Source organism: Viridibacillus sp. NPDC096237, from assembly GCF_050278625.1.
Lineage (GTDB): Bacteria > Bacillota > Bacilli > Bacillales_A > Planococcaceae > Viridibacillus.
The window spans coordinates 21,362-47,139 of record NZ_JBNNTI010000007.1; the positions used below are offsets into that span (position 1 = coordinate 21,362).

The 25,778-nt window shown below is 37.2% G+C and carries 22 protein-coding genes; 3 read left to right on the top strand and 19 right to left on the bottom strand.

Annotation, left to right across the window (positions count from 1 at the left end; genetic code table 11):
• Nucleotides 1-19: 19 nt before the first annotated feature.
• From pyk to ACQKMD_RS06545, 7 genes are all read right to left on the bottom strand, one after another.
• Nucleotides 20-1,780, bottom strand: a complete 1,761-nt coding sequence (gene pyk, locus ACQKMD_RS06515) for a pyruvate kinase (protein ID WP_427750480.1) — start codon at nt 1,778-1,780, stop codon at nt 20-22.
• 22 nt (nt 1,781-1,802) lie between these two features.
• The gene (gene pfkA, locus ACQKMD_RS06520; RefSeq protein ID WP_427750482.1) at nt 1,803-2,759 is read right to left on the bottom strand and encodes a 6-phosphofructokinase; all 957 of its coding nucleotides are present in this window, start codon (nt 2,757-2,759) and stop codon (nt 1,803-1,805) included.
• A gap of 140 nt (nt 2,760-2,899) precedes the next feature.
• On the bottom strand, nt 2,900-3,853 hold the full coding sequence (accA, locus tag ACQKMD_RS06525) for an acetyl-CoA carboxylase carboxyl transferase subunit alpha (protein WP_427750484.1): 954 nt from the start codon (nt 3,851-3,853) through the stop codon (nt 2,900-2,902).
• A 2-nt stretch (nt 3,854-3,855) separates the two neighbouring features.
• Nucleotides 3,856-4,719, bottom strand: coding sequence for an acetyl-CoA carboxylase, carboxyltransferase subunit beta (accD, locus tag ACQKMD_RS06530; RefSeq protein ID WP_427750486.1), 864 nt, complete (start codon nt 4,717-4,719; stop codon nt 3,856-3,858).
• The gene (locus ACQKMD_RS06535; RefSeq protein ID WP_427750488.1) at nt 4,716-5,369 is read right to left on the bottom strand and encodes a FadR/GntR family transcriptional regulator; all 654 of its coding nucleotides are present in this window, start codon (nt 5,367-5,369) and stop codon (nt 4,716-4,718) included. The genes accD and ACQKMD_RS06535 overlap by 4 nt, the downstream gene beginning before the upstream one ends.
• A 135-nt stretch (nt 5,370-5,504) precedes the next feature.
• On the bottom strand, nt 5,505-8,597 hold the full coding sequence (gene dnaE / locus ACQKMD_RS06540) for a DNA polymerase III subunit alpha (protein ID WP_427750489.1): 3,093 nt from the start codon (nt 8,595-8,597) through the stop codon (nt 5,505-5,507).
• A 22-nt stretch (nt 8,598-8,619) separates the two neighbouring features.
• Nucleotides 8,620-9,561: a DHH family phosphoesterase gene (locus tag ACQKMD_RS06545; RefSeq protein WP_427750491.1), complete on the bottom strand. Its 942-nt coding sequence runs from the start codon at nt 9,559-9,561 to the stop codon at nt 8,620-8,622.
• Nucleotides 9,562-9,766: 205 nt separating this feature from the next.
• On the opposite strand from ACQKMD_RS06545, the gene ACQKMD_RS06550 reads away from it, so the two are divergent.
• Nucleotides 9,767-10,084: a YtpI family protein gene (locus ACQKMD_RS06550; RefSeq protein WP_427750493.1), complete on the top strand. Its 318-nt coding sequence runs from the start codon at nt 9,767-9,769 to the stop codon at nt 10,082-10,084.
• Between the two features lie 43 nt (nt 10,085-10,127).
• Here ACQKMD_RS06550 and ACQKMD_RS06555 read toward each other — a convergent pair whose 3' ends face one another.
• Both ACQKMD_RS06555 and ACQKMD_RS06560 read right to left on the bottom strand, forming a co-directional pair.
• Nucleotides 10,128-11,438, bottom strand: a complete 1,311-nt coding sequence (locus ACQKMD_RS06555) for a DRTGG domain-containing protein (protein ID WP_427750495.1) — start codon at nt 11,436-11,438, stop codon at nt 10,128-10,130.
• Nucleotides 11,439-11,553: 115 nt separating this feature from the next.
• Complete coding sequence (locus tag ACQKMD_RS06560) at nt 11,554-12,234, bottom strand: metal-dependent hydrolase (RefSeq protein ID WP_427750496.1); 681 nt, start codon at nt 12,232-12,234, stop codon at nt 11,554-11,556.
• 144 nt (nt 12,235-12,378) lie between these two features.
• Here ACQKMD_RS06560 and ACQKMD_RS06565 point away from each other — a divergent pair, with 144 nt between their 5' ends.
• On the top strand, nt 12,379-13,467 hold the full coding sequence (locus ACQKMD_RS06565; RefSeq protein WP_427750498.1) for a M24 family metallopeptidase: 1,089 nt from the start codon (nt 12,379-12,381) through the stop codon (nt 13,465-13,467).
• A 1,606-nt stretch (nt 13,468-15,073) separates the two neighbouring features.
• Here the strand turns inward: ACQKMD_RS06565 and ald are convergent.
• A complete protein-coding gene (gene ald / locus ACQKMD_RS06570) occupies nt 15,074-16,189 on the bottom strand; it encodes an alanine dehydrogenase (RefSeq protein ID WP_427750500.1) in 1,116 nt (371 codons plus the stop codon).
• A 318-nt stretch (nt 16,190-16,507) separates the two neighbouring features.
• Between ald and ACQKMD_RS06575 the strand changes: the two genes are divergently transcribed.
• Nucleotides 16,508-16,963 (top strand): universal stress protein, encoded by a 456-nt coding sequence (locus ACQKMD_RS06575; RefSeq protein WP_427750502.1) that lies wholly within the window; start codon nt 16,508-16,510, stop codon nt 16,961-16,963.
• Between the two features lie 52 nt (nt 16,964-17,015).
• On the opposite strand, the gene ACQKMD_RS06580 is transcribed toward ACQKMD_RS06575, so the two are convergent.
• The 9 genes from ACQKMD_RS06580 to ACQKMD_RS06620 form a co-directional block, all read right to left on the bottom strand.
• Complete coding sequence (locus ACQKMD_RS06580) at nt 17,016-17,951, bottom strand: class I SAM-dependent methyltransferase (protein ID WP_427750504.1); 936 nt, start codon at nt 17,949-17,951, stop codon at nt 17,016-17,018.
• A gap of 77 nt (nt 17,952-18,028) precedes the next feature.
• Nucleotides 18,029-18,532, bottom strand: a complete 504-nt coding sequence (gene tpx / locus ACQKMD_RS06585; protein WP_427750506.1) for a thiol peroxidase — start codon at nt 18,530-18,532, stop codon at nt 18,029-18,031.
• A 23-nt stretch (nt 18,533-18,555) separates the two neighbouring features.
• Complete coding sequence (locus ACQKMD_RS06590) at nt 18,556-19,182, bottom strand: RDD family protein (RefSeq protein ID WP_427750508.1); 627 nt, start codon at nt 19,180-19,182, stop codon at nt 18,556-18,558.
• A 13-nt stretch (nt 19,183-19,195) separates the two neighbouring features.
• Nucleotides 19,196-20,218, bottom strand: coding sequence for a signal peptide peptidase SppA (gene sppA / locus ACQKMD_RS06595; RefSeq protein ID WP_427750509.1), 1,023 nt, complete (start codon nt 20,216-20,218; stop codon nt 19,196-19,198).
• A 72-nt stretch (nt 20,219-20,290) separates the two neighbouring features.
• Nucleotides 20,291-21,187, bottom strand: a complete 897-nt coding sequence (gene rarD, locus ACQKMD_RS06600; protein ID WP_427750511.1) for an EamA family transporter RarD — start codon at nt 21,185-21,187, stop codon at nt 20,291-20,293.
• Between the two features lie 142 nt (nt 21,188-21,329).
• A complete protein-coding gene (gene mbcS, locus ACQKMD_RS06605; protein ID WP_427750513.1) occupies nt 21,330-22,907 on the bottom strand; it encodes an acyl-CoA synthetase MbcS in 1,578 nt (525 codons plus the stop codon).
• Between the two features lie 175 nt (nt 22,908-23,082).
• The gene (locus tag ACQKMD_RS06610) at nt 23,083-23,283 is read right to left on the bottom strand and encodes an alpha/beta-type small acid-soluble spore protein (protein ID WP_038187843.1); all 201 of its coding nucleotides are present in this window, start codon (nt 23,281-23,283) and stop codon (nt 23,083-23,085) included.
• Nucleotides 23,284-23,363: 80 nt separating this feature from the next.
• Complete coding sequence (thiI, locus tag ACQKMD_RS06615) at nt 23,364-24,566, bottom strand: tRNA uracil 4-sulfurtransferase ThiI (RefSeq protein ID WP_427750515.1); 1,203 nt, start codon at nt 24,564-24,566, stop codon at nt 23,364-23,366.
• On the bottom strand, nt 24,563-25,711 hold the full coding sequence (locus ACQKMD_RS06620) for a cysteine desulfurase family protein (RefSeq protein ID WP_427750517.1): 1,149 nt from the start codon (nt 25,709-25,711) through the stop codon (nt 24,563-24,565). The genes thiI and ACQKMD_RS06620 overlap by 4 nt, the downstream gene beginning before the upstream one ends.
• Nucleotides 25,712-25,778: the final 67 nt, after the last annotated feature.

A 25,778-nucleotide genomic window follows, 5' to 3' on the forward strand; every position in this document is an offset into this window, starting at 1 on the left:
CGCTGAGGTTGTTTTTATATTACAAAATACTTGAACGTCCGTAGTAAATGACACCAGATACTGCGTCAATTGATAACTCTTGTCCATCACTAATCATCGTTGTAGCGTCTTTTACGCCCACAATAACAGGTATACCTAGACTCAAGCCAACAACTGCTGCATGACTCGTAAGTCCACCTTCTTCAGTGATTAACCCCGCACATTTAGAGATAGCAGGCATCATATCACGATCCGAACCAATCGTTACAATGATTTTCCCTTCAGTATCTTGAGCTAGTGCTTGCTCTGCATTTCTTACGACTAAAGCTTTACCAATAGCAGCAGATTTACCAATCCCTTGACCTTTAGTTAGCATATCGCCGATTACATGAACTTTCATCAAGTTTGTTGTACCCGCTTCACCTACTGGCACACCACCTGTAATTACAACTAGATCTCCGTGGTGAACGTAGCCTTTGTTCAAACTTTCTTGGACAGTTAACTCTAGAATTTCATCCGTTGAACTTACTTTTGGTCCAACGATAGGGAATACACCCCATACAAGCGCTAATTTACGACATGTTTGTTCAGACGATGTAACTGAAATAATCGGTACACCTGGACGATACTTGGCAATCATTTTTGCTGTATGACCACTCTCAGTAGGTGCTAAAATAGCTGAAACTTGTAAGTTAAGAGAAGTATAAGCAACTGCTTGGCTAATTGCCTCTGTCATGCTAGCACCTTTCTCACGGCTACGTTTACTAACGATTGCACGGTGATCCAATGAATCCTCTATACGATTCGCAATTTTATACATTGTTTTTACAGATTCCACCGGGTAAAGTCCAGCTGCTGTTTCACCTGAAAGCATGATTGCATCTGTACCATCAAGGATAGCATTCGCTACGTCACTTGCCTCTGCTCGAGTAGGACGCGGATTACGTTGCATTGAATCCAGCATTTGTGTAGCTGTAATAACCGGTTTTCCTACTGTGTTACATTTTTGGATAAGGCTTTTTTGAACAATCGGTACTTCTTCTGCTGGAATTTCAACACCAAGATCGCCACGAGCAACCATTAAACCGTCGGAAACTTGGATGATTTCATCGATATTATCGACGCCTTCTTGGTTTTCTATTTTAGGAATAATCTGGATGTATCCACCGTTATTATTTTCTAAAAGCTCACGGATTTCTAATACATCTGATGCACGACGTACAAATGAAGCAGCTATAAAATCTACACCTTGTTCGATACCAAATAGAATATCTTGTGCATCCTTTTCCGTAATACCAGGTAATTGCACTGAAACACCCGGTACATTCACGCCTTTTTTGTTTTTAAGTAGACCAGCATTTTCAATTACAGTATGAATTAATCCGGCCTCAATACTTTTACCAGTTACACGTAATTCAATTAAGCCATCATCTAGTAAAATAATTGAACCTTCTTCAACATCGTCGATTAATTTTTCGTAAGTAATAGAAAAAATTTCTTTGTTTCCAAGTACTTCAGTCATTGAAATATCAATTGTTTGACCTGTTACTAATTCAACAGCGTCATTTTCCATTGAATGAGTGCGAATTTCAGGACCTTTTGTATCGAGTAAAATAGCTACAACTTGTCCAGTTTTTTTCGCTGCTTCACGAATGCTTTTGATTCTTGCTGCGTGTTCTTCATGACTACCATGCGAAAAATTTAAACGAGCTACGTTCATTCCAGCTTCAATTAATTGAACTAAAATTTCTTGCGATTCACTAGCGGGACCAATAGTACATACAATTTTTGTTTTTCTCATCTGCTCGACCACTCCAATTTATTTAAATCGATAATTCTTTTGATAAAGTATACATCGACAAATCTGTATTACGTTCTTTCTTAAATGCCTCTGCTAAGTCATAGTCTACCACCACATGATTCCTCATGCCAACTGCAAGGCCACCACGGTTCTCTATTAATAATTCTACCGCTCTTGCAGCAAAAGTACTTGCCAGTACACGGTCGCGTGCTGTCGGCGAGCCACCACGTTGGATATGACCTAAAACCGAGACTCTTGTTTCAATATTTTTTTCTAATAGCTTTTTTGCCAAATCACTAGCTGACATAACACCTTCGGCAACTATTATAATACTATGCTTTTTCCCACGCTCATAACCTTGTTCTAAACGTGTGACAAGTTCATCTAAATCATGTGGTACTTCAGGAATCAATATAGTTTCAGCTCCACCCGCAAGACCAGCCCATAAAGCTAAATCCCCCGCATCACGTCCCATTACCTCAATGATAAATGTGCGTTCATGAGATGTTGCTGTATCACGAATTTTATCAATACTTTCAATTACCGTATTCAAAGCTGTATCAAAACCTATTGTATAATCTGTTCCTGGAATATCATTATCAATGGTTCCCGGCACACCTACGCAAGGGAAACCATGCTTCGTTAACTCTAAGGCCCCTCGATATGAACCATCTCCACCAATTACAACTAACCCTTCGATACCATGCTTTTTCAACTGTTCAATTGCTTTGAGTTGTCCTTCTTCTGTTTTGAATTCAAGACAACGCGCAGAGTGTAATTTCGTACCCCCTCGTTGAATAATATCCCCTACAGAACCTCGATCTAAACTTTCAATTTGACCTTCTATCAAGCCTTGATAACCATAGTAAATACCTGCAACTTCTAAATCATGATATAAAGCTTTCCTGACAACTGCACGAACAGCTGCATTCATGCCTGGTGCATCTCCGCCACTTGTTAAAACACCAATCTTTTTCATATGATTCATTCCTCCTACAAGCGTCACTATTAAAACATTAACACGAAACTGTATTCTGTGTCAGTATTGCGTCGAAAGAAATAGGCTGTTTCATGTATCAAATTTATCGATACAGAATCAGCCTACCCTCAAAATTGTAATTATTCGGCAAAAACACCAATTTCTCTAAATTTATCATAACGATTTTGAATAAGTTCGTCACCTGATAAAGTTTGTAGTTGTCCTAATGAATTGCTTAAAACAGATTTCATATTAAGTGCTTGTTGCACTACATCATTATGCGCGCCACCTAATACTTCTGGAATAATCTCATCTATAATTCCTATCTCTTTTAAGTTAGGTGCAGTAATACGCATAGCTTCAGCTGCTTTTTGCGCTAAAGTCGCATCTTTCCATAATATTGATGCTGCACCTTCTGGTGAGATGACAGAAAGAGTTGCATTCTCTAACATATGGATTTGGTTTGCAACACCTAAAGCAAGAGCACCCCCACTACCACCTTCACCTATAACAATACTAATAACAGGAACTTTCAAACCTGCCATTTCGAATAGGTTGCGAGCTATAGCTTCACTTTGTCCACGTTGTTCAGCCGCTTTACCAGGATACGCACCTTTTGTATCAATCATACATATAATTGGTCTTGAAAATTTCTCGGCTTGCTTCATTAAGCGTATAGCCTTTCTATAACCCTCAGGATGAGGCATACCGAAGTTACGACGAATATTTTCTTTTGTATCCTTACCTCTTTGATGACCAATAATTGTAATTGGTTGTCCTTCAAAAGAGGCAATACCACCTACAATCGCCTCATCATCACCGAAGTTGCGATCTCCATGAAACTCGATAAAATCTTCGAAAATAGCATTTATATAATCTTTTGTCGTTGGACGCTCAGGATGTCTAGCAATCTGTACACGATCCCAAGGTTGAATGTTGTCATAAATTTCTTTTGCTAATTTACTAAAACGGTCCTCAAGTTGCTTAATTTCTTTAGACATATCTACATCTGCATTGGAAGTGAATTCTTTTAGTTCATTAATTTTTTCACGAAGCTGCATAAGGGGTGCTTCGAACGGTAAGTATTTCACCATTATTATTGCGCCTCCTTTACGTGAAGTTTAACAATTGTTGAAACTGTTTTGCGCATGTCTTTGCGATTTACTACGGCATCTAACTGACCATGTGCCAATAGAAATTCAGCAGTTTGGAAATCTTCTGGTAACTTTTCACGCACGGTCTGTTCAATAACACGACGACCAGCAAAGCCAATCAACGCTTTTGGTTCAGCTAAATTGATATCACCAAGAGAAGCAAAGCTTGCAGATACACCACCAGTTGTTGGATGTGTCATTATCGAAATAAATAAGTTACCTTCTGCACTATGACGTTGTAAAGCAACACTCGTTTTCGCCATTTGCATAAGAGATAACACACCTTCTTGCATACGAGCCCCACCGCTCGCTGTGAAAATGATGAATGGTACACTTAGTTCAGTGGCCTTTTCAATTGCACGGGTAATCTTCTCACCTACAACAGAACCCATTGAACCCATACGGAAATGTGAATCCATAATCGCTACAACAATTTGTTTGCCATCTAATTCACCAATACCTGTTAATACTGCTTCATTTAATCCTGTTTTCTTTATATCTGATTGGATCTTCTCAATATAACTAGGAAACTCTAATGGATTAACAGATTGCAAGTGATCATCCAATGATGTAAATGTACCTTCATCAAAGAAAATATCAACACGCTCTTGAGCTGTCATTTTGTAGTGATGATCGCACTTTGAACAAACTTTCAGTCCTTTCACTAAATCCTTTGTTAACTCTACATGACGGCATTCAGGACATTTAGTCATGATCCCTTCTGGCACATCATTTTCTTCGCGCTTTATAGAATTACGCGCTTTATTTTTAATTTTATTGGTTTTAAATAAATCTTTAATACTCATAAAATATCTCTCCCCTTATGTAGCAACTCGGTCCATTTCTCAAACCAGCTTATTGCTTCAGCAGTATTTCCTATCATTAATTCACTTATAAAGGCTTGTAACATAGGCTGTTCATGCTCGGTAGAAAGTCCACTATATATCTCTTTTCCATATTGCTTTAACAGGATCCACATTTTCAGTACTAGGCGATTTTCTGATACGATAACGATTTCTCGCATAATATCCTCACGTGCAATTACACCTTCAGTTTCAAGGTTACGCCACAAACTTTCCCATACCGGTAATTTACGTAATGTTTCATTTGAAGACACGATACGAATAGCATCTCTTTCAAGAATTTTTCGTGTTTCATTCACATTCTCTAGATCTGTTCCCTCCTGCAAAATGAAGGTAGACAATACTTCTACTAGTTTATGATTTCGAAAATCTGTTAAGAATGTCCCTTCGCCTCTACGCGTTTCAATGAGTCCAAGTAGCTCTAAACTACGTAGTGCTTCTCTTACAGATGACCTACCAACATTCAAACGCTCAGCTAGTACGCGCTCTGATGGGATTTTACCACCTGCCGGAATATTTTCATCACGTATTAATGCTCGTAGCTCACTGACAATTTGTAGAAACATTTTAGAAGTTGGTTTTTCTGCACTCATTGAATTTCTCCTTGGACAATATAAGTTTGAAATAGTGGTCTGACCACTTTTGATAATAGCATACAGAAAATCCCTCAAAGAGTAAAGTAAAAATAAAAAAACCGTGTGAAAGCCACACAGTTTTAGTCTTTTATCCTATTTTTCAGTTAGATTCGTCATCAATTTCTTTACAATCATTTGTGGTTTACCGTTACGCTGCTCTACAAAACCTTCTGCTAAAACAACTTGTTCTTCTTGTAACCATTCTTGAAAATGGATATATTCACGAGGAAAGATTGTTATTGAAAGCATTCCAGATTCATCTTCAAGATCAACAAACGCCATTTGCTCGCCTTTTTTAGTACGAATTTGCTTAATCCCAGAAACGATGCCGAGTATTTTCGCATATTTTCGACTTTGAAGTTCTAAAATATCAGTAGCTGATATTGAATCAAACTGCAATTCTTTCTTTAATTTCATAATTGGATGATCTGACATATAAAATCCCAGTACTTCTTTTTCATATTGCAATAACAACTTTTCCGGCATTAAACTTGCATCTGCATATTTTGGTTTACCAAATAAAAAATCACCATCACTTAATAAACTCTCTTCATCACTTGGTCGATATAAATTTGCATGCTTGACTACCGCTTCTATAGAAGCTAAAAGTTGTCCACGATCTCGCCCAAAGTCATCTAATGCTCCCGCTTTTATTAAAGGTTCTAATGCTTTCCTCGTAAAATGAACACCTGTCATATCAAGCGCAAAATCAAATAAATCAGACCAGTTGGAATGACCATTTTTTCGTAAGGTCAGAAGTTTTGTTAAAAATGATTGTGGTACACCCTTTATTGCCGAGAGTGCAAAACGAATAGCTCCGCTTTCCACCCGGAACGTGCGACCGCTCTGGTGAATGGATGGTGGTAATACGATTATTCCTTTTTGCTTCACTTCTTGCAACAAACGCATAAGACGATCTTGATTTCCTATTGCACTAGTTAAAAGTGCCGCGTAAAAATACGCCGGAAAATTCGCTTTTAAATACGCCATATGGTAAGAAATGACACTATATGCCACAGCATGACTTTTTGGAAAACCGTAATTTGCAAAACGAACAATTAAATCGTAAACTTCCTTCGCTACTTGCTCAGTGAATCCTTTTGCTACAGAGTTATTCACGAAATGCTTTTGTTCTGCATCTAATATTTCTTTTTTCTTTTTACTAACTGCTCGTCGTAAAACATCTGCTTCTCCCATTGTAAATCCTGCCATCACTGCAGCAATTTGCATGATTTGTTCCTGGTACACGATGACACCATAAGTCTCACTTAAAATAGGTTCAAGTATGGCATGTGGCATGTTTACTACTTCTCCACTATGTTTTCTTTTACTATACACAGGAATAAAGTCCATTGGACCAGGACGATATAATGCGTTGACTGCCACGATATCTTGAAAAACAGTTGGCTTTATATCACGTAATGCTTGGCGCATGCCGTCGGACTCTAATTGGAAGACACCTGTTGTATCACCTTGTTGCAATAATCTGAATGTCGCTTCATCGTGTAGGGGGATTTTTTCGAAATCAAGAAATTTCCTTGTATCATAATAAATCATTGAACGGATACGCTCTAAAATAGTTAGATTCCGCAATCCAAGGAAATCCATTTTTAATAAGCCAATGGATTCCACTTCTTGCATCGGCCACTGCGTTATATAAAGCCCTTCATTACCTGGCTCAATAGGGACTATATTTACTAATGGTTCGGGACAAAGAACAACACCTGCTGCGTGCGTTGATGCATTTCTTGGCAGCCCCTCTAAATTTAATGAGACTTCAAACCATTTTCGTCTTATATCTACAGCTGCAATCCAATCACGCAATGCTGCAGATTCCGCTAAAGCGTCTTTTAATGTAATGCCCACTTTATTTGGTATAAGCGACGAAATTGTCGACATCTCTTCACTAGTGAAGCCAAATACACGTGCAACATCTCTAGCAACTGCTTTAGCAGATAATGTACCGAATGTAATAATTTGCGATGTATATGTCTTACCATACTTATCAGCAACATATTGAATAACTTCTTGCCGGCGATGATCTGCAAAATCGACGTCAATATCCGGCATCGTAATTCGCTCAGGATTTAAGAAACGTTCGAATAATAAACCATATTGTAACGGGTCAACATCTGTAATACGTAATGTATATGCAACAAGGGAACTCGCTGACGAGCCACGTCCAGGACCCGTTAAAATTTGCTTACTTTTCGCATATTGAATATAATCTGAGACGATTAAAAAGTAATCTGCATAGCCCATTTCCTTTATAATCCCTAGCTCATAATGCAATCGATCTATATAAGCTACATTTGCATTTGGCACGCGCTCATGTAAACCTCTCAAGCTATTTATCTCAAGTAAAGAAGTAGCTGTCTCACCTTCTGGAGTTGGAAATTTAGGCATCAAAAATTTATCGAATGCTAGATCAACCTGACAGTCAAGCAACATTTGCTCGGTTGTCACAAGCCACTCAGGATAATCTGCAAACCACTCCTGCCATTGGTTATGATTAGGTACAAATTGTTGACGTTCCCGTGCGGTTAACTGATCACTATTGTTCATCTTCATACCTTGTTCAATTGCTCTTGCTACTTCAAATGAAAATGCATGCTCCTCACGAATAAAAGTACTGAGATGTGTAGCACAAATAGATAGTTCTTGTTCACAGCAATAACTGATAATGCTCTGTTCTAAATCAGACTTCATACCACCTGGTCGGTCGATCCCTACATATAATCTCCCTTTACCAAAAATATCTTGAAGTGCTTGTACATCTTCAAAAAAACCGTCTGCTGTCCAGTCAGGTGAAGTCATAGGTATCATCAGAATGCAGCCCTCATGGTAGCCCTCAAGCCAGCGTAATGGTAATACCTCTCCTTCACGAACGGAAATAGCAGAAGTCACTTTCAATAAATGTTGATATCCTTGCTGAGTTGCCGCATATAAAACGACTGAACGCACTTGCTGTTTTCCAAACTGTACACGAACAGTTAAACCAATAACTGGATGAATCTCAGCTTTTTTTAAAGCACGCCAAAAAGGCAACAAACCGTACAATTTAGAATTGACGATTGCTGCTGCCTTCGCATGTTCTTGCTGTAAGAAAGAAATGAGCTCATCAATGCGAATCGTACTTTTTAACACATCCGCAGCCGTCACAATTTGTGGATATACATTTTGCAACTTCATCTCTTCCTTTCTATAGTCAGTATTTCGCACAAAGTTCTTTTAATTTTGAGATAACCTCTTCAGATTCTTCCCATTTATAAATTGTTGCACCAGATGCCAATGGATGACCTCCCCCATTATATTGCTTTGCCAGAGTATTAATAATAGGTCCTTTTGAACGTAAGCGAACACGAATTTGATCAGCTTCTTCAACGAAAATTGCCCAAGCTTTGATCCCCTTCACATTACCTAATGACCCTACTAATAAAGAAGTATCAGAAGCCGTAACGCCAAACTCCTGTAATACTTCGCTCGTTAATTTAATATAAGCTGCACCATCATCATCCATCACAAAATTTTGGAATATATAACCTTGCATATGCAGCAATTCTCGGTCCAATTCATACATACCATCAAATAATTCTGTACGATCAAAATTGTATTTGATTAATTCTCCAACAGTGTAAAATGTCATTTCTGTTGTACTCGGATAGATAAAGCGTCCTGTATCTCCAACGATTCCAGCAAATAAGAAGCGGGCTGCTTTAGCGTCCATTTTCCAATCCGCTAATTCTTTTCCTTCAATGAATAATTCATAAATCATTTCACTACAAGAACTTGCATTTGTGTTGATCCAAAGTAAATCCCCATATGCATCATCATTTGGATGATGGTCGATTTTAATTACCAACTTCCCTAGTTTGTAACGTTGATCATCGATACGCTCTGTATTGGCCGTATCTGTAACAATGACAAGCGCATTCTCAAACTCATTATCAGCAACAACTTGAGGCTCCCCAAGAAATGAAAGTGATTCTTCATGATCCCCTGTTGTGTATACTGTTTTTTCCGGATATGTCGCTTGTAAAATAGCTTGTAAACCCATTTGTGAACCATAAGCATCTGGATCTGGTCTAACATGTCGATGAATGATAATTTTGTCATATTGTTTGATTGTGTCAATAATTTGTCGTTTCATTAAGATTCTCCTTTAGACTATAGTGGATTCCTAAATACATTCAGTACAAAGGGTAACATATTAGAATTTATCAAAGTATTTCTATAGAAAGATTTAAACTATATCATAGCATTTATATATAACAAGTTTCCTTTGGATTTCTACTCGCTTTTTCTTGTATTTATCGTTAAACTAGAATCAGCTTTGCTTTTATAGGAGGAACACCATGTCTAATATTTTGAATATTGTTCTAGCAATATTGTTTGCTATTATAGTTGCTTTTTATTTTTACCTTAAAACTAAACAATTCCGTTCTGATTTACCTATTCACAAAAAATGGTATTCAAGCCGTGCTGGTGTAGCTTTAGGTGGCTTATTAGTTATTTTTGGTATTAACCAAATGATTATGTACCACACCAATTTAACGTATATTGTATGTGCAGTTTTAGTTCTTTTAGGTCTATTTACTGCATTTAATTATAATAAACGAGTTCGCCACTATGGACAATTTGTTGAAGAAGAATATCGTTTGAATAAAAAGTGATGCACAGTACTGTGCATCACTTTTTTTGTAGAATTCAATACGTTTAGCGCTCCAATAATTGGAAGGTCATCATTGCTTTTCCTACTAAAACGGCTTCACTATATACTTCGAAATCCATTTTCACAAATTTACGACTCATATCTAAAATGCGTGGTTTTACGACTAATGATGTCTCCATTTGAACTGGTTTCATATGATAAATTGTCATATTTTCTACGACACTTTCACCACGCTTAAATTTTTTAAGTGCACTTGAACCTGATTCGACTAATAACGTAGTAAATGCTCCGTATGAAATGGCACCAAATTGGTTTGTCATTTGAGGTGTAACAGTAAATTCTACTGTAGTTTCCTCATCATCTCGCGCCATCTTGATTTCATTTTTTACTAGGTCATCAATTGTTTCACCGTGTTGGGGCTGTCTTTGAGCCATTTGTAATGCTTTTAAGACATCCTGACGACTAATTACACCTTGTAACAATCCATGATCATCGACTACTGGTAGTAAATCTATGCCTTCCCAAATCATTCGATGCCCTGCAGTTGCAACACTTGTTTTCATCGACACAGTAATAGGATTACGTGTCATTATTCGATCTATCTGGTCGTCATCTTGTTTACCAATCAAATCACGTGATGTCACGATTCCAACAATTTTATGATGCTTATCCACTACTGGGAATCCACCATGAGTCGTTGAGGCATTTAATAAATTGTACTCACGAACCGAATCAGTCGATTTTAAGAAAGCAGTATCTTTCATCGAGACGAAAATATCTTCAATCAATAAAATCTCTTTCTTAATCAGTTGGTCATAAATAGCACGGTTAATCATCGTTGCAACCGTAAAAGTATCATAGCTGGTTGAAATAATTGGTAGTTCTAATTGATCAGCGAGCTTTTTCGTTTCATCCGCTGCATCAAAGCCCCCTGTTATTAAAACAGCTGCTCCTTCTCTTAAAGCATTTTCATGCGTTCGACTACGGTTCCCAACAATTAAAAGACAGCCTGCGTCGGTATAACGCATCATATCCTCAAGCTTCATCGCACCGATGACAAATTTCGTAAGTGTTTTATGCAAACCGTCTTTACCACCTAGCACTTGTCCATCCACTATATTAACGATTTCAGCAAAAGTAAGTCTTTCAATATTTTCTTTTTTCTTCTTCTCAATTCGAATCGTTCCTACACGTTCAATCGTGCTTACGAGTCTTCTTGTTTCTGCTTCCTTAATTGCACGATAAGCAGTTCCCTCACTCACGGAAATATCCTTTGCGATTTGTCGCACAGAAATTTTATCTCCTACAGGAAGTGATTCTATATATTGAAGAATTTTCTCATGTTTTGTTGCCATAAAATCACCTATTTTCCAACATCATTATCGTTTAAGTGTACCACATTCCATTCATTTTCATTAAATTTTCATTAATTGAAAAACCAATAAGGACATATTCGTTCTGTTCTTTTATTCAAATATCCATTTCTTCTCCTGGATTTAGTACTTTCACTTCAGTTATCGAGATCATTTCAGCAAAGTCATGGGGATCTTGTTCGATCACCGGGAATGTATTATAATGCACCGGAACGACAACTTTCGGTTTTAAAAGAGCCACCGCATACGCTGCATCCTCAGGTCCCATTGTAAAGTTATCTCCAATTGGCAAAAATGCTACATCAATCGGATGACGCTCGCCTATTAATTTCATATCACTAAACAGAGCTGTATCACCGGCGTGATAAACCGTCTTTCCATCTGCAAAAAATAAAATACCTGCTGGCATACCTGTATAAATAATTTCACGTTTTTCTGTCGTATAAGACGACCCGTGGAATGCTTGTGTTAATTTTACTTTACCAAAATCAAATGCATGAGAACCGCCTATATGTAATGGATGCGTTCTAACGCCCTGCCAAGACAAATAATTCGCTAACTCGTCAGGTGCTACGACTAAAGCATTAGATGCTTTTGCAATCTCTACTGTATCCCCGACATGATCATTATGACCATGCGTCAACAAAATCACATCTGGCTTTTGGTCCTCTACGTTTAAATCCGTTAATTTGTTTCCATTAATAAAAGGATCGAATAAAATCGCATAACCGTTCACCTGAATTTTCACAATTGAATGCCCATGGTAAGAAATCTTCATAATTAAATCCCCCTCATATTTCGACTTACTAAAAAATATTCGTTATCAATACGTTTTCTCCTTCTTTTTTGGTATTCTTATACTATAATACTGAAGGCGCAAGTTTAGTCTCAGCCTGTTAAAACAATCCGAGGGGGATTAATAATGAGTAAAATACAAACGATTTCAAACTATTTAAAAGAGCACAGTATTGATGCTGCATTCGTAACAACACCTGATAATGTGTTTTATGTATCTGGGTTTAAAAGTGATCCACATGAGAGACTTCTAGGCGTAATGATTTTCCAAGATGCAAAACCATTTTTAATTTGCCCTAAAATGGAAGTCCCTGATGCCAAAGCTGCAGGCTGGTCACATGAAGTAGTCGGTCATGAAGACACTGATAATGCATGGGAATTATTACATCAAGCTGCAGAAGCACGTGGACTTTTATTACAAAACATTGCAATCGAAAAATCACATTTAACTGTTGAACGTTTAGAAGAACTTAATGCCTTCTTCCCAGCTACAAAATTTGTTGGCTTTGATGACCAATTAAATAATATGCGTTTAGTGAAATCAAAAGAAGAACTTGAAAACTTACGTCAAGCAGCTGCTCTAGCAGATTATGCTATAGAAGTAGGTTGCAATGAAATTGCTGAGGGTAAAACGGAACTTGAAATTTTATCTGCAATTGAACTAGCTATGAAGAAAAAAGGCGTTTATATGTCATTCGACACAATGGTTTTAAGTGGTAAGAAAACAGCTTCTCCTCATGGTAATCCTGGTGAACGTAAAATTGAAAAAGGTGATTTCATCTTATTTGACCTTGGTGTTGTCTATAACGGCTATTGCTCAGATATTACACGTACAGTATCATTTGGCGAACCAACACCAGCTCAAAAAGAAATTTACGAGGCTGTTCGCAACGCCAATGAATCTGCAATTACAGCTGTTAAACCTGGCGTTCGTGCGATGGATTTAGATAAAATCTCTCGTGACGTTATTACAGAGGCTGGTTATGGTGAATATTTCACACACCGTTTAGGTCACGGTTTGGGCATTTCTGTACATGAATTCCCATCTGTTCACGGCGCAAACGATATGCCTCTTCAAGAAGGAATGGTCTTCACAATTGAACCTGGAATTTATAAAGGGGATGTTACTGGCGTTCGAATCGAAGACGACGTATATGTAACTAAAGATGGCGTAGAAGTTCTAACGAAATATCCAAAAGAATTAATCATTCTTTAATAATAAAAAAGACTACTCTTCAATTGAGTAGTCCTTTTTATTTTAAAGACAAAAGACAGTTGATAGGCTCATTCCAAATGCCTTTAAAATTTTTCTAAATAAATTTTTATTATTATAGAGAGTAGTACACTACGAATACCATTTTTTGCACTTTAAAGGATTGGATTTATATTGCGATATCCTTCTTTGTCTAAATGGCCTTGCGGATTAAGTTATTCAACTGTAATTATGCCTAATTGGTGGCGTTCATGATTTTGATTTCTCGTCATCATTTTTCATCACCTCAAGATTATTCTTACTTTCAATTATTAAAATGAATGAGTCAATAGAAAAATAGAAGGTAGCATTTTCTTGGTTTGGAGAAGCTTCCGCTCGACTCCTGCGGGAATAGCGAGACAGTCGAGACCCTGCAGGAGCTTAGCGACGAAGCGGCTCGGCGCTCGCCCGCGGAAAGCGAGTGGTAAGCTTCGGAAAATCTGATCTATCCTGTATATAAAAAAAGAATGTGGATAAACCCGAATTTCTCCGCATTTTGTCTACAGTCTAACATCTATTAAAATGCATGCGTTATTAGAAAAGTAGAAGGCAGCATTTTATTGGTTTGGAGAAGCTTCCGCTCGACTCCTGCGGGAATAGCGAGACAGTCGAGACCCTGCAGGAGCTTAGCGATGAAGCACGGCTCGGCGCTCGCCCGCGGAAAGCGAGTGGTAAGCTTCGGAAAACCTAATCTATCCGGTTTAAAAATAAAAAGACTGTAGATAATCCGTTTTTTCCTAGTTTGTCTACAGTCTTACATCTATTAAAATGAATGAGTCAATGGAAAAGTAGAAAGTAGCATTTTATTGGTTTGGAGAAGCTTCCGCTCGACTCCTGCGGGAAAGGGAGACAGACGAGACCCTGCAGGAGCGTAGCGACGAAGCGGCTCGGCGCTCGCCCGCGGAAAGCGAGTGGTAAGCTTCGGAGAACCTGATTTATCCTGTATATAAAAAAAGAATGTGGATAAACCCGAATTTCTCCGCATTTTGTCTACAGTCTAACATCTATTAAAATGAATGCGTTATTAGAAAAGTAGAAGGTAGCATTTTATTGGTTTGGAGAAGCTTCCGCTCGACTCCTGCGGGAAAAGCGAGACAGACGAGACCCTGCAGGAGCGTAGCGACGAAGCGGCTCGGCTCTCGCCCGCGGAAAGCGAGCGGTAAGCTTCGGAGAACCTGATTTATCCTGTATACAAATTAAAAGGCTGTAGATAATCCAGAATTTCTTCGCAGTTTGTCTACAGTCTAACATCTATTAAAATGAATGAGTCAATAGAAAAGTAAAAGGTAGCATTTTATTGGTTTGGAGAAGCGTCCGCTCGACTCCTGCGGGAAAGCGAGACAGACGAGACCCTGCAGGAGCGTAGCTACGAAGGCGGCTCGGCGCTCGCCCGCGGAAAGCGAGTGGTAAGCTTCGGAGAACCTGATTTATCCTGTATACAAATAAAAAGGCTGTAGAAAACTCGTTTTTTCCGAGTTTGTCTACAGTTTGAAAGGACTACTCTTCAATTGAGTAGTCCTTTTTATACAAAAAGCCACTTAGTAAATTTACTAAGTGGCTCTCTCTATCATTATTTTAACAATGTATCCGCATCTACATAAGGATGGTTTAATGCTTCAGCAACAGCTGCAAAAGTAACGTGGCCATCTAAAGTATTTAATCCCTTTTTCAATGCTTCATTGTCTAAGCAAGCTCGGTGATAGCCTTTGTTAGCAATTTGCAAAGCGTAAGGAACAGTGTTATTTGTAAGTGCCATTGTTGAAGTACGTGGCACAGCCCCTGGCATATTTGCTACAGCATAATGTACTACTCCATGTTTCACATAAGTAGGATTGTCATGCGTTGTAATACGATCAGAAGTTTCGAAAATACCACCTTGGTCAATTGCAATATCTACTACTACAGAACCAGGAGACATTGATTTAATCATTTCTTCCGTTACAAGTTTAGGCGCTTTTGCTCCTGGAATTAGTACTGCTCCAATAACTAAATCTGAATTTTTTACAGACTCAGCGATATTGAATGGGTTTGAAATTAGCGTTTGTACATCGCTTCCAAATTGGTCATCTAATACGCGTAATCGTTCTGGGCTTAGGTCGATAATTGTTACGTCAGCACCCATCCCAATAGCAATTTGCGCTGCGTTTGCACCAGCCATTCCTCCACCAATAATAGTAACTTTACCACGTGGCACACCTGGTACACCACCTAGAAGAATACCTTTACCGCCTTCCATTTTCTCGAGATACTGAGCACCAATTTGAGTTGCCATACGTCCTGCAACTTCACTCATAGGTGTTAATAACGGTAATGATCTGTTTGGAAGTTGTACTGTTTCATAAGCAATACCTACAACTTTTTTATCAAGCAATGCTTGTGTTAACTCTGCCTCTGGCGCTAAATGTAAATATGTAAACAGAATTAGCCCTTCATGGAAATAACCATATTCGGATGCAACTGGTTCCTTTACCTTCATAACCATTTCTTGAGACCAAGCTTCTTCAGCTGTCGCTACAATATGTGCTCCAGCAGCTACATAATCTCCATCTCCAAAACCAGATCCTAGACCAGCTCCAGTTTCGATGAATACTTCATGTCCGAAAACTGTTAAGTTGACAACTCCAGCAGGTGTCATAGCAACACGATTTTCATTGTTTTTAATCTCTTTTGGAATACCAATCTTCATAATCCATCCTCCTAAATGTGAAAAGCTATTAACTCTTGTTGTATTGATAATATTAACAAGTATCTCTACTTAAAAACATGTTCATTCTAACAGATTTTAACACTAATTTGTGTATAAATTTAGAAAATTATATTTTTTTATTATTCTATCAATATAAGTCTTTTTTAAAATACAATCTTTAGCACAAATTTTTTTATTGATTTACAAGGATTTGTTCACACTTTTATTGGAAAACTTTCATAATTACTTCAATATTGTGGTGTTTATTTGTTTCTTTTGGATGGTATAATATTATTAATTATAAAGGAGGAATTACATATGACATTATCCTATAACAATATCATTGTGGCTGTAGACGGTTCTGAAGAAGCAAAGTGGGCATTCAAAAAAGCTGTTGCAATTGCAAAACGTAACAATGCAACGTTAAATTTAGTAAACGTAATCGACACTCGTTCATTTGCTGCTGTTGAAGCATACGATCGTTCAATTGCTGAACGTGCACAAGGCTTTGCAGAAGAATTACTTGGTGGATATAAAAAAGAAGCCGAAACAGCTGGCGTAGAACATGTTAAAGTTTTAATCGAATACGGTTCCCCAAAAACAATTATTACAAAAGAAATTTCTAAAAAATACGAAGTAGATTTAATCATATGTGGTGCAACTGGTCTAAACGCTGTTGAACGTTTCCTAATCGGTAGTGTTTCTGAAAACATCGTTCGTTCTGCAAAATGTGATGTACTTGTAGTACGTACACCAGAATCTGCTGCTGAATAATTATTAAATAAAAAGAGGCTCCTAATAATAATTAGGACCTCTTTTTTACGCACTATTTTTGCTCTTTTTTCCAAATTTGAACTTTTGTGAAGAACATTTCTAATGCTTGCTTATTAGTCATACTTGGTACTTTAGCAAGCAATACTTCCTTCACAGGTTTTCCATCCGCACTTTTCTTTTGTAAGATAAATAAACTTTTTGAATGTGCTTTATTCGAGAAAAGTGAACTTGGTAATTGGATTACTGCTTGAATCCATGCCGTTTTTTGTAGATATTTATACAAATCTTGCGCTTGTTCTGATTCGAAAATATTCTCTGGTACTAAGAAGAATAGATAACCGCCATCCTTCGAATATTTTAATGATTGCTCGATAAATAAGTGATGCGCATACGTCATGCCTTCAGTAGCCTTCAGCTCAAATTCCTTTGCTACCTCATCATTTGGATAGTAACCTACTGGTAAATCACAAACTACAGCATCAGCAGGATCAATCATTAAATTTTGTAATGCATCTTGACGGAAAAGCGCAACTGGCTGCTCCGTTAAATCGGCAGCTGCAGCCGCTAATTGGATAAGTAGCTCGTCAATTTCTACTCCTATCCCATCTACTCGGTCTTGTAGTAAGTTCATCACTGTTAATAGTAAATTCCCTGTACCAACTGCTGGGTCTAGAAGTTTGATTTTAGCGCCAGTCTGCTCTTTACTATCCATAAATTGTTCCACGAAATACCCAACTAACAATCCTAGTGCATCTGGAGTCATTTGGTGATTAGGTTGTGCATTTTCACGCATCCCTTTTAAAATTGCCAGTTGAATCGCCTTACGGATATCTTCTTTTGAGGCGACTTTACCAGCAGGTACACTATCGCCATCCAACCACGCATTCAAAACTTCTAAAACACTATCTAAATATGATAATTCTTGTTCCTTTTCTATCTTCTGAGCATTGTCATTAATAAAAGAAAAGAGTTTTTCAATTGTTTCCATATATACTCCTTCAAACGTGAAACCCACTCATAAGAGGCAGAGTGGGTTTCATGTTGTAATAATCATTAGAATTCTTATTATACTAGTTCTTTAACAGCTGCTAACACACCTTCGTAATCTGGGTGTGTTGTTCCTTCAGATACATACTCAGCATAAACAACTTTTCCAGCTTGGTCTACAACGAATACAGAACGCGCTAATAAACGAAGTTCTTTCATATGTACACCATAAGCATCACCGAATGACATACTGCGGTGATCTGATAATGTATAGACATTTTCGATACCGTTCGCGCCGCACCAGCGTTTTTGAGCGAATGGTAAGTCACATGAGATTGTTAAAATGGCTACATCTTCACCTAAATCAGAAGCAGCTTCATTGAAACGACGTGTTTGTGCATCACAAACGCCTGTATCTATTGAAGGTACTACACTTATTAGACGAATTTTACCTTCAAAATCTTGTAAAGTTTTGTCAGAAAGATCTGGAGCTACTACTATAAAGTTAGGTGCTTCATCCCCTACTTTTACTTCGTTACCTACTAATGTTACAGGGTTATTTTTAAATGTTACTTGTACCATTTCAACGCCTCCTTGTATTAATCTTACTCGAATCTTTTAGGCTCTTGCAACTGAGAAACCTCAGAATCAACTGCTTCTTTATCAACAGATAAATTTCCCTCTTCTTTTGATTCAGCAATAGTGGGTTCTTTTTGTTCCACTCGTACCATCTTATCATGTTTTTCATAAGTATTTTCATGAACTACAATTGTATCCGCAATATAATCATGCAAACCTTTTTTATTTGGTGTAAAAGCCACCATCCAATAGATAACTGGTAAAGTAGCTGAAAAGAATCTTCCAATCCATTCTCGGAATATTACTGTACCCCACTTTAACTTTTCCTCTTTTTCATGGATTACTTTAAGTCCAAGTACCATTTTCCCAACAGTTTGATTCCAAAACTTTGTCATGATTACAAAGTATAAATAAAATATAACACTAGAAACAATCGTTACCGGTGCATACCATGGAGCATTCACAGTATCAATTCCGAGTATAGTCACAATCGGATTCACTGTTAAGCCTGAAATCGCGCTAATGATAGCTAAATCCAATAAGTAAGCCCAAAATCGAACCCAGAACCCTGCTGGTTTTAGTTGATATTGCTCTATTTTTCTAACCTGTACCGGCTCTTGACTAATCGTGTTTACCTCAACAAATCCTGTCAATTTTCATCGCCCCTTACTCATCACCGTACATATACATCATACGCGGTGCAGAATTGTAGTTAGAAAGAATTTTACTAATTGCTTGTGTTTCAGCAGAAGCACCGAATAGATTATTCATTTTCACAGAGAATATTGAAGTCCAATCTTCAGTTGCTGTATATTCAAATACTTCTGCACCATCTAGTTTATGATCCTTCTTCATCGCTTCAATCGTATCTTCTGCATAGCCGATTTCGTCTGCTAAGCCAGCTTTAATCGCCTGAGTACCATTTAATATTCGGCCATCTGCAACTTTCTTAACTTCTTTTTCACTCATGCCACGGCCATCCTCAATAACATCCACGAAACGTTCATAAGAATCATTAATCATTTCTTGTAGCATAGAACGCTCGTCAGACGTCATTTCACGTGTAGGGCTCATAATATCTTTGTACTTACCTGTTTTGATTGTTTGAAATTCAATTCCATACTTTTCTGCTAATTTGCCATAATTCATGCCTTGCATAATTACACCGATTGACCCAGTCATCGTTTCTTCATCTAAAAAGATCTTATCAGCTGGTGCTGAAATATAATAACCACCTGAAGCAGCCATTGATCCCATAGATACATAAAACGGAATTTTACGTTCCTGTTGAAGTTCTTTAATCTTGTCATAAATTTGTTTTGACTCAATAACAGTACCACCTGGTGAGTTCACTTTTAAAACTACACCTTTAATAGACTTATCATTTATAATCGACTCTAATTGATTCATAAAGAACTTATGATTATAACTTGGTGATCCTCCTAATAAAGAACCAGAACCTCCATTATCTTGAATTGTACCGTTCACGGATAATACAGCAATTCGCTTATTAAAATCACCTGATTCAATTGGTATTTCGCTATATGTAGTACCGCCAGACATATTAAGCATGTTATCAAATTTTGATGTAAAGTCTGCTGTAGCAACCTTTAATACAGTATTTACGCCAATTGAAGCAACTAACAAAAAAGCAGCTGCACCTAAAGCGATCCATCTTTTTGCATTCATCTTCTTTTTCCTCCTTTTACCTTCTATTAACTTACGAATCAAGCTTGATAATGTTTCGTTTTTTTCAAATTACTAATTTTTCGTTTTTCTTACCTCTATAATCTTAGTAATTGAAAATAATATTAATGCTACCCAAATAAAAGTAAATGATAATAAATCTATTCCACTAAATGATTCACCGTATACAATTACACCTAAAAACAACATAATAGTTGGTGATACATATTGGATAAATCCAACTAAATATAAAGGAATATTCTGTGCACCAGTCGCAAATAATATTAATGGCACCGCAGTTACTATACCCGTTCCTAAAATAAGTAAATCCGTTTTCATATCGATATGTAAAAATGAAATATTTCCGTGGAAATAGACATAGATATAATATGCAACTGCAACAGGTAATATAAAGAATGTCTCTAATACTAATCCTCTTGTTGCATCCACTAGTACTTTCTTTTTCAGTAAACCATATACCCCAAATGTTAATGCTAAACCAAATGACAGCCAAGGAATTTGACCGTATGAAATAGTTAATATTAACACTCCGATAGCAGCGATTATGAAAGATAGCACTTGTGCCTTAGATAGTTTTTCCTTTAAAAAGAAAATCCCTAATAGTACAGACACTAATGGATTCATATAATAACCTAAGCTAGATTCTACGATATGATTATTATTAACAGCCCATATGTATAAAAACCAATTGAGTGAAATTAAATAAGCTGCAGCAACTAGTAACCAAAATGATTTTGGTTGCTGCCAAAGTTGTTTAAAATCTGCTATTAATGTTTTTCCTTGTTTTAAGAAGCATACAAATATTAATGTTAAAATAAATGACCAAATTACACGTCCTGCTAAAACCTCTTCGCTTGAAACATGCTGTAACCCTTTCCAATAGAAAGGAAAGAACCCCCACATTATATACGCGCCTAAGGCAGAAAGTATGCCTTTCTTTTCGTTCTGCAATGAAACACCTCATTCTATATTCAATTTATAGATTATCGCTATAATTATATGACTTTAGTATACGAAAGTAAACGTAACATAAAAAAGAAGACCTATTCCACTGCCATGTTGCAGTGACTATAGGCCTTCTACTTATCTATTATTATGCTTTATTTAATTCTAGATTCCTTAACTCAACTCGACGAATTTTACCGGAAGTTGTCTTTGGTAATTCATCTATAAACTCAATCGCTCTCGGATATTTATAAGGTGCCGTTAGCTGTTTCACATGGTCTTGTAACTCTTGTATAAGCATAATTGAACCTTTATCTTCTTTATTTTTTAAGACGACAAATGCTTTTACGATATTACCACGGATTTCATCTGGACTTGCGATAACGGCGCACTCTTGTACTGCAGGGTGTTTGACTAAAGCATCCTCCACTTCAAATGGTCCAATTGTATAGCCTGAACTAATAATAATATCATCAGAACGCCCTTCAAACCAGAAGTAACCATCTTCATCCTTTTTAGCTTGGTCGCCTGTGATGTAATAATCACCACGAAATTGCATGCTCGTTCTTTCTGGATCTTTTAAATATTCTTGAAAAAGAGCAGGTGTCGTTACATGTACTGCAATATCGCCAACTTCACCAGCTGGGCATGGTTTGCCGTATTCATCAACAACATCAACGATATTACCTGGTGTTGGTTTCCCCATTGACCCCGGTCTTGCTTCCATACCTTTCATTGTGCCGACTAATAATGTATTTTCTGTTTGCCCATAACCATCACGGACTTCTAAGTCAAATAATCTTGCAAATACATTGATTACCTCACGATTTAACGGTTCACCTGCAGAAACTGCACTGTGTAATGCAGATAGATTATATTCTCCTAAACCATCAACCTTCGCCATAATGCGATATTCTGTTGGCGTACAGCACAATGCATTAATTTTATAACGTTCTAATAGTTGCAAGTATTTTGTTGCCTCAAATTTGCCATTATAAACAAAACCAGTTGCTCCACTACCTAATACCGATAAGAACGGACTCCAAATCCATTTTTGCCAACCTGGACTTGCCGTTGCCCAAACAAGATCGCCATCTTCAATACCAAGCCAATGAGCTGCCGCTGTTTTTAAATGTGCATAAGCCCAACCATGCGTATGGACAACGCCTTTAGGACTTCCTGTTGTGCCACTTGTGTATGATAAAAATGCCATATCTGTATTTTTTGTCGGTGCCATTTCAAATTGTTCAGATGTTGTTTCTGCTTCTTGAATAATTTCAATCCAAGGTTTATGTGCTTGACCAATAACAAAAAGTTTTAAGCCTTCTAAATGTTTTACTTCATCAAATTGTTCAATATATGGCTCGTAAGAAACGATGGCTTTAGCTTCACTATGTACAAGGCGATAATCAATATCCTTTGCACGTAACATTTCAGAACTAGGAATAACGACTAATCCAGCTTTTAGAGCAGCCACATATGTAACATATGTATCGATTAAGCGAGGTACCATTATAAGGATTACATCACCTTTTTTCAAGCCATGGTTGGTAAATACATTTGCCACTTTATTTGCTTTTTTTATTAATCCAGCATATGTGATTTCATCTGTATTACCACTTTCGTTTTCATAAACAATGGCTTTCCTTGCCTCATCATGTATATACCTTTCAAATTCCTCAACTAAATTATAATCTTCTGGCGCAAGTAAATCTTCGCGTTTCATGAAAAGCTCCCCCTTAAGATGCTCACATTAAGAATATTAACATTATACAGAAAATTCTAACTTCGCACAACTTGCGTATACTATCAAGTCTTAGTACTAGATAATGAAATCAACAAAAAAAGAAGCCGGTGACAAATTTACCACCGACTTCTGCTTTGGTTACTTAATCATTTGATTATTTGTTGTAACCTTTTAATTGTTGCTCAGCCATTTGCACTAATCGCTTTGTAATTTCTCCGCCAACGGAACCGTTAGCACGCGATGATGCGTCTGGACCAAGTTGCACTCCGAATTCTTGTGCGATTTCGTATTTCATTTGGTCGATCGCTTGTTTAGCACCTGCTACTTCAAGTGGATTTGAATTTGAATTTGCCATGTGTATCACCTCCTTGTGAATATAGAATGCGCCGAAGGAGGGATTTCATACGGGCAAATTACAGGAAATTCTTTCTTGTATTAGAGTAAATCTGCAAATTCATCTTGCTTCTTCTTCGGAAACGTATGAATTTCGCGGTTTTGCACTGCTTTTTGAATCATTTCATCGAAGTCAGTAAAGCTTTCATAATACACAACTTTCTCTAATTTCGGTTTTGTTTTTGGACTTGCAGGTGTAAATACCGTACAGCAGTCCTCATATGGACGTATTGAAATATCATAAGTGTCAATTTTTCTTGCTACATCAATAATTTCTAATTTATCGTATGTGATTAATGGGCGTAAAATAGGTGTTGAAGTTACTTCATTAATAGCGGCTAAGCTTTCTAAGGTCTGGCTTGCTACTTGTCCTAAGTTTTCACCGGTTACAATTGCAGTTGCACCAATTTCTTGTCTTACTGCATCTGAAATCTTCATCATCATACGTCGTGTCGAAGTCATAGTTACGTTTTCTGGCACTTGTTGTTGGATTACTTGTTGAATTTCAGTAAATGGAATGATATGCAGACGCACATTTGTGCCAAAGCGACTCATTCTTTCGGCTAAATCTTTAACTTTTTCAAGTGAACGATCGCTTGTAAATGGCGGACTGAAGAAATGAATTGCTTCTATTCGTACACCGCGTTTCATCATATAATAACCTGCAACTGGACTGTCGATACCACCAGATAATAATAACAATGCTTTTCCGTTTGCACCTACTGGTAAACCACCAGCACCAGGAATTACTTCTACCATCATATATACTGCATGTTCACGTACTTCAATACGAAGTTCAATTTCAGGTTCTTTCATTTGAACATATAAATTCGGAATATTTCTTAATACATGTCCACCCATCTCAAGCTGTAACTCATATGTGTCTAACGGAAATCTTTTATCTGAACGCTTTGCATTTACTTTAAACGATTTACCATCAGTATCGATTGATTTCATAATATTTATTGCAAGTTCTTTCATTGCATCTAAAGTGGGTTCGCATTTAGCAACCGGACTAAAAGAATGGATACCAAAAACTGTTGGTAAGCGTTTAATCAGTTCATCCATATCATCGTCGTTATCACTGCTAATATACATACGATCTCGTTCTGCACGAATTTTCATATCTGGTATATCTGCAAATGAGAAACGTAAATTTTCTCTTAATCGTGTGATAAATTGTTTTCGATTACGTCCTTTAGTCGTTAATTCACCGTAACGTATTAGTATTTCATGCCATTTCATAGTTGAATTGTCTCTCCTTTTAATTGTTTCATCATTTTCGCAAATACTACTTTAAATTGGTCGATATCTGAATTTGTTAAGCCATTACCAAGACTTATTCGTATAACACCTTTTTCAAAACTTTCTTCTATATGAAGCGCTTCTATAACATGACTAATACTTGAATCTTTTGAAGAACACGCACTAGATGTTGATACGATAAAACCTTCACTTTGCAATGCATTGACAACTACTTCACCTTTTAAGCCTCTTACACTGCAACTTATAATATGTGGAGCACCGTCATTACTTGAAATAACGTGAACATGATAAAAGTTATTGAAAAACGAATGTAAATCATCGCGCCACTTTGCAAATTTCGCTGTATTTTCTGCCATTTGCTCCATAATTAAACGCATAGCTTTCGCTAAAGCAACATTTTGTGGTACAGCAACAGTTCCGCTACGGTAACCTAATTCTTGGCCACCACCATGAAATATCGGTTGAATTTTAATGCGCTTAGAAAGGGCTAATAATCCTGTTCCTTTTAAGCCATGTATTTTATGACCAGATATAGTTAAAGCATCAGGACCGCTTTCTCCGTGAAATTGCACTGGTAATTTACCGAAACTTTGTACTGCATCCACATGGAAAAACGCACGACTATTTGCACGGATTATCTTTGTAATTTCCGGAATTGGTTGAATAACTCCCATTTCATTATTTACGTGCATAATACTAACAAGAACAGTATCTTTACGAATTTTACTTTGAAGGTCAGAAAGTATAATACTTCCATTTTCATCAACTTCGATGAATTCTAATTCAAAGCCTTCATTTGTTAAATGACGAGCACTTTCGATGACAGATGGATGTTCGATAGCGGAGATTAGAATATGCTTGCCACGATGTTGGTTTGCTCTGGCAAGACCTTTAATAGCAAAGTTATTTGATTCTGTTCCACCCGACGTAAAAATGATATGCTCAGGCCCTGTTTTCAGAATTTGTGCGATTTGTTCCCTTGCTTTCATTAATAATGTATTGGCTTCTGTACCCATTTGATGAAGCGAAGCTGGATTTGCATAGTATCGTTCATTTGCTTGAATAAATGTTTTCAAAACAGCTGAATCTGGTTTTGTCGTCGCGCTATGATCAAGATAAATCAATTGTGTAACCTTCCTTCCAAAAGAAAGCCACCTGCACTCTACCGTGCGGTGGCTTTATGCTTCTCTT

What these genes read in the sequence shown, in the direction of transcription:
- ACQKMD_RS06555 (WP_427750495.1), bottom strand. Translation starts at nt 11,438, where the DNA reads ATGGCAACAAAACATGAGAAAATTCTTCAATATATAGAATCACTTCCT.
- ACQKMD_RS06560 (WP_427750496.1), bottom strand. Translation starts at nt 12,234, where the DNA reads ATGAAGATTTCTTACCATGGGCATTCAATTGTGAAAATTCAGGTGAAC.
- pyk (WP_427750480.1), bottom strand. Translation starts at nt 1,780, where the DNA reads ATGAGAAAAACAAAAATTGTATGTACTATTGGTCCCGCTAGTGAATCG.
- ACQKMD_RS06575 (WP_427750502.1), top strand. Translation starts at nt 16,508, where the DNA reads ATGACATTATCCTATAACAATATCATTGTGGCTGTAGACGGTTCTGAA.
- ACQKMD_RS06565 (WP_427750498.1), top strand. Translation starts at nt 12,379, where the DNA reads ATGAGTAAAATACAAACGATTTCAAACTATTTAAAAGAGCACAGTATT.
- ACQKMD_RS06580 (WP_427750504.1), bottom strand. Translation starts at nt 17,951, where the DNA reads ATGGAAACAATTGAAAAACTCTTTTCTTTTATTAATGACAATGCTCAG.
- accD (WP_427750486.1), bottom strand. Translation starts at nt 4,719, where the DNA reads ATGAGTATTAAAGATTTATTTAAAACCAATAAAATTAAAAATAAAGCG.
- ACQKMD_RS06550 (WP_427750493.1), top strand. Translation starts at nt 9,767, where the DNA reads ATGTCTAATATTTTGAATATTGTTCTAGCAATATTGTTTGCTATTATA.
- sppA (WP_427750509.1), bottom strand. Translation starts at nt 20,218, where the DNA reads ATGAATGCAAAAAGATGGATCGCTTTAGGTGCAGCTGCTTTTTTGTTA.
- ACQKMD_RS06545 (WP_427750491.1), bottom strand. Translation starts at nt 9,561, where the DNA reads ATGAAACGACAAATTATTGACACAATCAAACAATATGACAAAATTATC.
- ACQKMD_RS06610 (WP_038187843.1), bottom strand. Translation starts at nt 23,283, where the DNA reads ATGGCAAATTCAAATTCAAATCCACTTGAAGTAGCAGGTGCTAAACAA.
- mbcS (WP_427750513.1), bottom strand. Translation starts at nt 22,907, where the DNA reads ATGAAACGCGAAGATTTACTTGCGCCAGAAGATTATAATTTAGTTGAG.
- ACQKMD_RS06535 (WP_427750488.1), bottom strand. Translation starts at nt 5,369, where the DNA reads ATGAGTGCAGAAAAACCAACTTCTAAAATGTTTCTACAAATTGTCAGT.
- pfkA (WP_427750482.1), bottom strand. Translation starts at nt 2,759, where the DNA reads ATGAAAAAGATTGGTGTTTTAACAAGTGGCGGAGATGCACCAGGCATG.
- ald (WP_427750500.1), bottom strand. Translation starts at nt 16,189, where the DNA reads ATGAAGATTGGTATTCCAAAAGAGATTAAAAACAATGAAAATCGTGTT.
- accA (WP_427750484.1), bottom strand. Translation starts at nt 3,853, where the DNA reads ATGGTGAAATACTTACCGTTCGAAGCACCCCTTATGCAGCTTCGTGAA.
- thiI (WP_427750515.1), bottom strand. Translation starts at nt 24,566, where the DNA reads ATGAAATGGCATGAAATACTAATACGTTACGGTGAATTAACGACTAAA.
- tpx (WP_427750506.1), bottom strand. Translation starts at nt 18,532, where the DNA reads ATGGTACAAGTAACATTTAAAAATAACCCTGTAACATTAGTAGGTAAC.